Genomic DNA, 8,106 nt, shown 5'->3' on the forward strand with positions numbered 1-8,106 from the left:
GATGCCGGGGATCGCCATCATCGGAGCGCAGTGGGGGGACGAGGGCAAGGGCAAGGTGGTGGACGCCCTGGCCCGGGAGGCGGACTACGTGGTGCGCTACCAGGGCGGGGCCAACGCCGGGCACACGGTGGTGGCCGAGGGGCGGGTCTTCAAGCTGAACCTCCTGCCCTCGGGGGTCATCCACCCCCACGCGGTGAACGTCCTGGGGGACGGGATGGTCATTGACCCCTTCCGCTTCCAGGAGGAGCTTCTCGCCCTTCAGCGGGAGGGGTTCAACCCCAAGGTGCTGGTCTCGGAGCGGGCCCACCTGGTCCTCCCCCACCACAAGCACGTGGAGAGCCGGCACAACTTCGTGGGCACCACCGGCCGGGGCATCGGCCCCGCCTACTCCGACCGGGCAAGGCGGGTGGGCATCCGCGCCGGGGACCTCCTGGACGAGGGGACCCTGCGGGAAAGGGTGCGCCGCCTCCTCTTTGAGAAGCCCAACTCCACCCGGGAAGCGGGCTGGGACACGGAGGAAAAGGCCCTGGCCGACCTCCTGCGCATGCGGGAAATCCTAAGCCCCTACATCGCCGACACGGGGAGCCTGCTGCGCGAGGCCTGGCGGAAGGGGAAGCGCCTCCTCTTTGAGGGGGCCCAGGCCACCCTCCTGGACCTCAACTACGGCACCTACCCCTACGTGACCAGCTCCCACCCCACCGTGGGGGGAATCCTGGTGGGCACCGGCCTCTCCCACAAGGCCATCACCAAGGTCTACGGGGTGGCCAAGGCCTACGCCACCCGGGTGGGGGAAGGCCCCTTCCCCACGGAGATCCACGGGGAGCTGGCCCACCACCTGCGGGAAAAGGGAGGGGAGTACGGCACCACCACGGGCAGGCCCCGGCGGGTGGGCTGGCTGGACCTGGTGGCCCTGCGGTACGCCTGCGAGGTGAACGGGTTTGACGGCCTGGCCCTCACCAAGCTGGACGTGCTCTCGGGCCTGGAGAAGGTGCGGGTGGCCGTGGCCTACCTGGATGGGAGCCGGCCCGGGGAAGCCCCCCCGGAGGCGGTGCGCTACCTGGAGCTCCCGGGCTGGGGGGACCTTTCCGGGGTGCGGAGCCGGGAGGACCTGCCCCCCTCCCTCCTGGCCTACCTGGAGCTCATTGAGGAGCACACCGGGGTGCCGGTGGTCCTCTTCTCCACCAGCCCCAGGCGGGAGGACACCTTCGGGGCGGTGAGCTGGGTCTAGCCCTTCAGGAAGGCCACGTAGCGCTCCAGGAGGAGGTAGGCCTCCCCGGAGGCCAGGACCTCCTGGGCCAGGCGCACCCCTGCGGCCAGGCTTTCCGTCCGCCCCGCCACGTAAAACCCCGCCCCCGCGGCCAGGGCCACGGCCTCGGCCAGGGGGCCCTTTTCCTCCCCCTTGAGGAGGCGCCGGGCCCGCTCGGCGTTCTCCTGGGGGGTGCCTCCCTTAAGGGCGGAAAGGGGGGCCCGCCCAAGCCCCACGGCCTCCGGGGTGAGGAGGTAGGCCCCCTTGCCCACCTCCACCACCTGGTTCTCCCCCAAGACGAGCTCATCCGCCCCCGAGCCGTGGACCACCATGCCCCGGGCCCCCAGGCGCTCTAGGGCCTCGGCCATGGGGGCAAGCCAGCGGGGGCTGTAGACGCCCAGCACATAGCGGTCGGCCCCCGCGGGGTTGGTGAGGGGGCCCAGGAGGTTGAAGACGGTGCGGATGCCAAGCTCCGCCCTTACGGGAGCCACGTGGCGCATGGCGGGGTGGAAGGCCCGGGCGAAGAGGAAGCCAAAGCCCAGGGCCTCGAGGGCCTCCCCCACCCGCTCCGGAGGGGCTTCCAGGTTCACCCCCAAGGCCTCCAGGAGGTCAGCCGAGCCCGCCTGGGAGCTCGCCGCCCGGTTCCCGTGCTTGGCCACCGCCACCCCCCCGGCGGCCGCCACCAGGGCGCTTAGGGTGGAGAGGTTCAAAAGCCCCTGGTGGTCCCCCCCGGTGCCCACGATGTCCAGGAGGGGCCGCCGCCCCACGGGCAGGGGCCGGGCCGCCTCCCGCATGGCCCGGGCCATGGCGGCGATCTCCGAAGGGGTCTCCCCCCGGAGGGCCAAGGCGGTGAGCACCCCCGCCACCCGCACCGGGGAAACCTCCCCCCGCATCATGGCCCCCATGAGGCCGTAGGCCTCCTCCTCCGAAAGCTCCTCGCCCAAAAGCGCCTTCCTCACCGCGTCCATGGGTCCTCCAAAAAGTTCTTAAGGAGCTTTTTACCGGCCTCCGTCAGGTAGCTTTCCGGGTGGAACTGCACCCCATGGGTGGGGTGGAGGCGGTGGCGGAAGCCCATCACCGTGCGCCCTCCCGCCTCCTCCACCCAGGCGTTCACCAGGAGGTCCTGGGGCACCGCCTCCACCACCAGGGAGTGGTAGCGGGTGGCAGGGAAGGGATTGGGGAGCCCCCGGAAGACCCCGGTGCCGTCGTGGTGGATTTCGCTCACCTTGCCGTGCATGAGCACCGGAGCGGGCACCACCTTCCCCCCGAAGGCCATACCGATGGCCTGGTGCCCCAGGCAGACCCCCAGGATGGGGTACCGGGGGGCGTAGCGGGCGATGAGGGGCAGGGAGAGGCCGGCCTCGAGGGGCGTGCAGGGCCCGGGGCTGATGAGGATGCGGTCGGGATTCAAGGCCTCCACCTCCTCCAGCCGGAAGCGGTCGTTCCGCCACACCACGGGCTCTGCCCCCAGCTCCCCCAGGTACTGCACCAGGTTGTAGGTGAAGCTGTCGTAGTTGTCTATGACCAAAACCCGCATGGGAACCCCCTTACAGCCCCTCCTCCGCCATCTCCACCGCCTTGAGGAGGGCCTTGGCCTTGTTCAGGCACTCCTGGTACTCCCGCTCGGGCACGGAGTCCGCCACGATGCCCGCCCCCGCCTGCACGTGCATCCGTCCCCCGGCGATGACGAAGGTGCGCAGGGTGAGGGCCACGTCCATGGCCCCGTCGTAGGCCAGGTAGCCGAAACTCCCCCCGTAGGGCCCGCGCCGGTGGGGCTCCAGCTCCTCAATGATCTCCATGGCCCGGATCTTGGGGGCCCCGGAGACCGTGCCCATGGGGAGGACGCTGGCCAGGGCGTCCAGGGGGGTCTTGCCCTCGGCCAGAACCCCCTCCACGGTGGAGACCAGGTGCATCACGTGGGAGTAGGGCTCCACGTGCAGGGGCTCCAGGACCCGCACCGTGCCGAAGGCACACACCCGGCCCAGGTCGTTGCGGGAGAGGTCCAGGAGCATCACGTGCTCCGCCCGCTCCTTCTCGTCCGCCAGAAGCTCTTCCGCCAGCCTCTGGTCCTCCTCGGGGTCTTGGCCCCGGGGCCGGGTGCCGGCGATGGGCCGGGTCACCACCTTGCGCCCGTCGGAGCGCAGGAGGCTTTCCGGGCTGGCGGAGACCAGGACCACCTCCCCCAGGTCCAGGTAGCCCATATAGGGGCTGGGGTTCACGCTCCTTAGGGCCCGGTAGAGGGCGAAGGGGTGGACGGTGAGGGGGGAGGAAAGCCTGAGGGAGAGGACCACCTGGAAGATGTCCCCCGCGCGGATGTAGGCCAGGGCCTTTGCCACCGCCTCCAGGTAGGCCTCCTTGGTCATGTTGGCCTGGAAGCGGGCCCTCCCCCCCGCCCGCTCCCCCGGCACCCCGGGAAGGGGGCCCCTAAGCCTCCCCTCCGCCCAGCGGAGCCGGGATTCGGCCTCCTCGGGGTCGGTGCCCGGGGCCACCAGGTGGAGAAGGTTTTTCAGGTGGTCAAAGACCACCACCACCTCGGGCTCCACGAAGAGGAGGTCGGGCAGGCCCAGGTCGTCCGGCTTGAGGGCGGGAAGCCGCTCGTAGTGGCGGATGAGGTCGTAGGCGGCGTAGCCCACCACCCCGCCGAAGAAGGGGGGAAGGTCGGGGTGGCGCTCCAGGGGGGCCTGCACCGCCTGGTAGAGGGTGCGCAAGGGGTCTTCCGTGGGCACCCTCTCCCCGTTCACGGTGAAGACCCCCTCCTTGAGGCGGAAGGTGCGCCGGGACCCCACCCCCACGATGGAGAAGCGGCTCTGCCGCCCCCGCTCCACGGATTCCAGGAGGAAGCTCACCGGGGCCTTTTCCGCAAGCTTCAGGTAGGCGGTCACCGGGGTCTCCAGGTCCGCCAGGAGGGTTTTTCGGAAGGGTCTGATGGTCTCCATGCCGCTCCCTAAGGGAAACCCCCGGGGTGCACCCCGGGGGAAAGACCGCCTCCGCCCCGGGGCCTAGCCGGACCACCAGCGGGCGAAGGGACGGACCATGCCCCAAGGATAGCCCAAGCTACCCTTGGGGTCTAGCCCCCTCCTGGGGGTCAGCCTAGAAGCGCTCGGCCACGCTCTTCATCTGCAGGAAGTGCAGGAGGTAGTCGGGACCGCCCGCCTTGGTGTCCGTACCCGAGAGGTTGAAGCCGCCAAAGGGCTGGACCCCCACCAGGGCCCCGGTGATCTTGCGGTTGAAGTACAGGTTGCCCACGTGGAACTCCCGCCGGGCCCGCTCCAGGTGCTCCCGCTTGCGGGAGTAGACCCCGCCGGTGAGGCCATAGACGGTGTTGTTGGCCACCTCCAGGGCCTCGGCGAAGTCGGAGACGCGGATCACCGAAAGCACCGGGCCGAAGATCTCCTCCTGGGCGATCTTGGCCGTGGGCGGCACCTCGGTGAACACCGTGGGGGCCAGGAAGTAGCCCTCCCCCTCCAGGCGCTTACCCCCCAGGACCAGCTTTCCTTCCCCCTGGCCGATCTCAATGTAGGAGAGGATTTTCTCCTCCTGGGCCTTGGAGGCCACGGGGCCCAGGTCGGGGTTCTCCTCCGCGGGGCCCACCACCAGGCGCTCCGCCCGGGCCAGGACCCGCTCCATGAGGGGTTCGTAAGCCTTTTCGGTGACGATGAGGCGGCTGGCCGCGGAGCACTTCTGCCCCTGGAAGCCGTAGGCGGAGACCAGGATGCCCTCGGTGGCCGCCTCCAGATCCGCGGTCTCGTCCACGATGATGGCGTCCTTACCCCCCAGCTCCAGGAAGACCCGCTTGAGCCAGCGTTGCCCGGGGGCCAGCCTGGCCGCCGCCTGGTGGATCCAGAGGCCCACCTCCAGGCTCCCCGTGAAGTTGATGAAGCGGGTCCTGGGGTGCTCCACCAGGTAGGCCCCCACCTCCTTCCCCTCCCCGGGGAGGAGGTTCACCACCCCCGGGGGGAAGCCCGCCTCGTGGAGGATCTCAAAGACCTTGGCGGCGATGACCACCGTGTCCTCGGCGGGCTTGGCCACCACGGTGTTCCCCACCACCACCGGCCCGGCCATCATCCCGGTGAAGATGGCAATGGGAAAGTTCCAAGGAGCGATGACCACCCCGGCCCCCAACGGGATATAAAAGCTCTCGTTGTCCTCGCCGGGGTAGGGCACCACCTCCACGGAGGGGTACTTGTACTTCAGGGCCTGGCGGGCGTAGTACTCCAGGAAGTCTATGGCCTCGGCCACCTCGGCGCTGGCCTCCACCCAGTTCTTGCCGATCTCGTAGACCAAGGTGGCCTCCAGCTCCCGCCGGCGCCGCTTCATGAGGGCGGCGGCCTTCAGGAGGAGGCGGCTACGGTCCTCCTGGGGCCAGTCCTTCCAGGTGGCGAAGGCCCGCCAGGCGGCCTCGAGGGCGGCGTCCGCCTCGGCCCGCCCCGCCTTGGCCGTGCTCCCCACCACCTCGCTGGGGGCCGAAGGGTTTAGGGAGAGGATCCTCTCCCGGGTGTCCACCCAGGCCCCGTCCAGGTAGAGGCCCCAGTGCCGCCCGAACTCCGAGCGGACCCGCCTGAGGGCCTCCCGCATCTCCCGCCTGGCCTCTTCGGTCTGGAAGGTCTCTATGGGCTGGTTGCGAAAGGGTTCCACCGTCATGGCCTGCCTCCTTAACCCTGCACAAGGCTCCTGAGGACCAGGAGCAGGTTCTCCGGCCGCTCGGCGATGCGCCGGCTCAGGTAGGGGTACCAGTCCCGGCCGTAGGGCACGTAGGCCCGCACGGTGTACCCCTCCTGGGCCAGGCGCCGCTGCTCCTCCATGCGCACCCCATAGAGGAGCTGGAACTCAAAGCGTTCCTTGGGGATGGCCATGGCCGCGGTGTAGCGCTTCACCTCCCCGATGAGCCGGGGATCGTGGGTGGCGAAGGCCACGTAAAGCCCCTCCCTGAGGGCCAGCTTCCCCAGGTGCAGAAACTCTGCGTCAATGAGGCGCTTGTCCTGGAAGGCCACCTCCTTGGGCTCCCGGTAGGCCCCCTTGACCAGGCGCAGGTTGGGCCTGTAGGGGAGGAGGTCCAGGAGGTCCTTCTCCGTGCGGAAGAGGTAGCTTTGCAAGACCAGCCCCACCTGGGAGAAGCCTTCCTCCCGCAGGGCCTTGTAAAGGCGCAAGGTGGCCTCCACCCGGGGGGAGTCCTCCATATCCAGGCGCACGAAGACCCCCCGGGGCTCGGCCTCCTGGAGGATTTCCCGCAACAGGGCCAGGGCCAGGTCCTGGGAAAGGTCCAGGCCCAGCTGGGTGAGCTTCAAGGACACGTACTTGGGCCAAGGACGCCCAGCCACCGCCCGCACCAGCTCCAGGATGCCCGCCTGGAAGGCCCTGGCCTCCGCCTCCGAGCGCACCATCTCCCCCAGGAGGTCCAGGATGGCGTGGACGCCTTGGGCCTCGAGGGCCTCCGCCGCCCGTAGGGCCTCCTCCAGGGTCTCCCCCGCCACGTACCGGCGCACCAGGCTCCGGGCCCGCCCCTTGATCAGGGCCTCCACCCGGGGGTTCCCCGCCACGCTGAGCACCGCCTGCCGATAGGCCAGGTCCAGGTTCATAGGCCTCCTTTCCGCAAGGCTCCCACCACCAGGTCGCGGAAGCGGTACACGTGGGCCTCCACCGCCCGCCTGGCCTCCTCGGGGGCCCGCCGCTTTAGGGCCTCGAGGATGGCCTGGTGCTCCTGCCGGGTGGCCTCCTCCTGGGAGAGGGTGGGCAGGGCGCTCCGGGCCAGGGCCAGGGTGGAGAGGAGGTCCTCGTAGAGGCGGTAGAGGGTGCGGTTGCCCGAAAGCCGCACCAGGGCCCGGTGGAACTCCAGGTCCCGGCGCATCTGCTCGGGGTAGTCCTCCGGTGGGGCCTCGTCAATGGCCCTGAGGCGGGCCTCCAGCTCGGCCAGCTCCCAGGGGGTGGCCCGCAAGGCGGCCTCCCGCGCGGCTTCCCCCTCCAAAAGGGCCCTCACCCCGTAGACCTCCTCCACCTCCTCCGGGGTGAAGACCCTCACCCTGGCCCCCCTGCCGGGCACCAGCTCCACCAGCCCCTCTTCGGCCAGGCGCATGAGGGCCTCCCGCACCGGGGTGCGGGACACCCCGAGCTCCTGGGCCAGGAGGGGCTCGGAAAGCCGCTCCCCCGGGGCGAAGCGCCCCGAGAGGAGAAGGCCCTTGAGGTGGCCGTAGACCGCCTCGCGCACCTGGTTAGGACGACGGAAGCCCAGGGCTTGCATCCTGTGTGCAGTATACCAAAAGGTCGAAAAGGCAAGGGGACACCCCTAGAGGTGCCCCCTGGCCTCCCTCGGCCTTAGTAAAGGAACACCCCTAGATGGATGGTCGGGAAGATAGACCAAAGGCTAAAGGCAGCCAAACCAGCCCCTCCTCCAAGTAAACCCCCCAAAAGCAAGTGCAGGGGAAAAACGTTCACTCCTCCGCCCACGTAAAATTGCTCATTAAAGCGATAGTCGTATCCAATACCCAGATAGGGGTCAAGCAACGCCACCGTTCCCACTTCCCAATAAACAGATCCCTTCTCAGGGTAGAGGGGCTCGAAATAAGAGGCTGTCGTAAAAGTCCTCCACGGCCAGCTACGCGGCCCTAGCCAGCCGCTTCACCAACAAGCGTAGCATGCCCAGATACACCCAGGCCTCGCTCACCCGAGGGTTAGCTTCGTAGTCCTTGGCAAGCCGCCGATTCCGCCCAAGCCAGGCGAAGGTCCGCTCCACCACCCACCGCTTGGGCAAGGGCTTGAACCCCCTCTCCCGCGGAAGCTCCGGCGCCTCCTCCCCCTCCCGCACCCAGACCCCACGCACCCCCGCGTAGGGACGGGCCACCACCTCAAGCTCCAGCCCCAGGGAA

General features: G+C 69.4%; 8 protein-coding genes. 1 reads left to right on the forward strand and 7 read right to left on the reverse strand.

The window, feature by feature from the left end; translation table 11 throughout:
* Position 1: 1 nt before the first annotated feature.
* Positions 2-1,228, forward strand: a complete 1,227-nt coding sequence (locus tag B128_RS0103240; protein ID WP_018110846.1) for an adenylosuccinate synthase — start codon at positions 2-4, stop codon at positions 1,226-1,228.
* Here B128_RS0103240 and trpD read toward each other — a convergent pair.
* From trpD to B128_RS0103275, 7 genes are all read right to left on the reverse strand, one after another.
* A complete protein-coding gene (gene trpD, locus B128_RS0103245; RefSeq protein WP_018110847.1) occupies positions 1,225-2,214 on the reverse strand; it encodes an anthranilate phosphoribosyltransferase in 990 nt (329 codons plus the stop codon). The two genes, B128_RS0103240 and trpD, sit on opposite strands and share 4 nt — an antisense overlap.
* The gene (locus B128_RS0103250) at positions 2,202-2,783 is read right to left on the reverse strand and encodes an anthranilate synthase component II (protein ID WP_018110848.1); all 582 of its coding nucleotides are present in this window, start codon (positions 2,781-2,783) and stop codon (positions 2,202-2,204) included. The genes trpD and B128_RS0103250 overlap by 13 nt, the downstream gene beginning before the upstream one ends.
* Positions 2,784-2,793: 10 nt before the next feature.
* A complete protein-coding gene (trpE, locus tag B128_RS0103255) occupies positions 2,794-4,182 on the reverse strand; it encodes an anthranilate synthase component I (protein ID WP_018110849.1) in 1,389 nt (462 codons plus the stop codon).
* Between the two features lie 154 nt (positions 4,183-4,336).
* A complete protein-coding gene (gene pruA, locus B128_RS0103260; RefSeq protein ID WP_018110850.1) occupies positions 4,337-5,887 on the reverse strand; it encodes an L-glutamate gamma-semialdehyde dehydrogenase in 1,551 nt (516 codons plus the stop codon).
* 11 nt (positions 5,888-5,898) lie between these two features.
* Complete coding sequence (locus tag B128_RS0103265; RefSeq protein WP_018110851.1) at positions 5,899-6,822, reverse strand: proline dehydrogenase; 924 nt, start codon at positions 6,820-6,822, stop codon at positions 5,899-5,901.
* Positions 6,819-7,481: a GntR family transcriptional regulator gene (locus tag B128_RS0103270; RefSeq protein ID WP_026174986.1), complete on the reverse strand. Its 663-nt coding sequence runs from the start codon at positions 7,479-7,481 to the stop codon at positions 6,819-6,821. Before B128_RS0103270 ends, B128_RS0103265 begins: the two co-directional genes overlap by 4 nt.
* Before the next feature lie 354 nt (positions 7,482-7,835).
* A partial coding sequence (locus B128_RS0103275; protein ID WP_018110853.1) for a transposase occupies positions 7,836-8,106 on the reverse strand: 271 nt, incomplete at its 5' end.

Origin of the sequence: Thermus igniterrae ATCC 700962, assembly GCF_000376265.1 — a bacterium.
Taxonomy (GTDB): domain Bacteria; phylum Deinococcota; class Deinococci; order Deinococcales; family Thermaceae; genus Thermus; species Thermus igniterrae.

Excerpts from the sequence above, each read along its gene's own strand:
- B128_RS0103240 (WP_018110846.1), top strand. The coding sequence starts at position 2 with ATGCCGGGGATCGCCATCATCGGAGCGCAGTGGGGGGACGAGGGCAAG.
- trpD (WP_018110847.1), bottom strand. The coding sequence starts at position 2,214 with ATGGACGCGGTGAGGAAGGCGCTTTTGGGCGAGGAGCTTTCGGAGGAG.
- B128_RS0103265 (WP_018110851.1), bottom strand. The coding sequence starts at position 6,822 with ATGAACCTGGACCTGGCCTATCGGCAGGCGGTGCTCAGCGTGGCGGGG.
- B128_RS0103270 (WP_026174986.1), bottom strand. The coding sequence starts at position 7,481 with ATGCAAGCCCTGGGCTTCCGTCGTCCTAACCAGGTGCGCGAGGCGGTC.
- B128_RS0103250 (WP_018110848.1), bottom strand. The coding sequence starts at position 2,783 with ATGCGGGTTTTGGTCATAGACAACTACGACAGCTTCACCTACAACCTG.
- pruA (WP_018110850.1), bottom strand. The coding sequence starts at position 5,887 with ATGACGGTGGAACCCTTTCGCAACCAGCCCATAGAGACCTTCCAGACC.
- trpE (WP_018110849.1), bottom strand. The coding sequence starts at position 4,182 with ATGGAGACCATCAGACCCTTCCGAAAAACCCTCCTGGCGGACCTGGAG.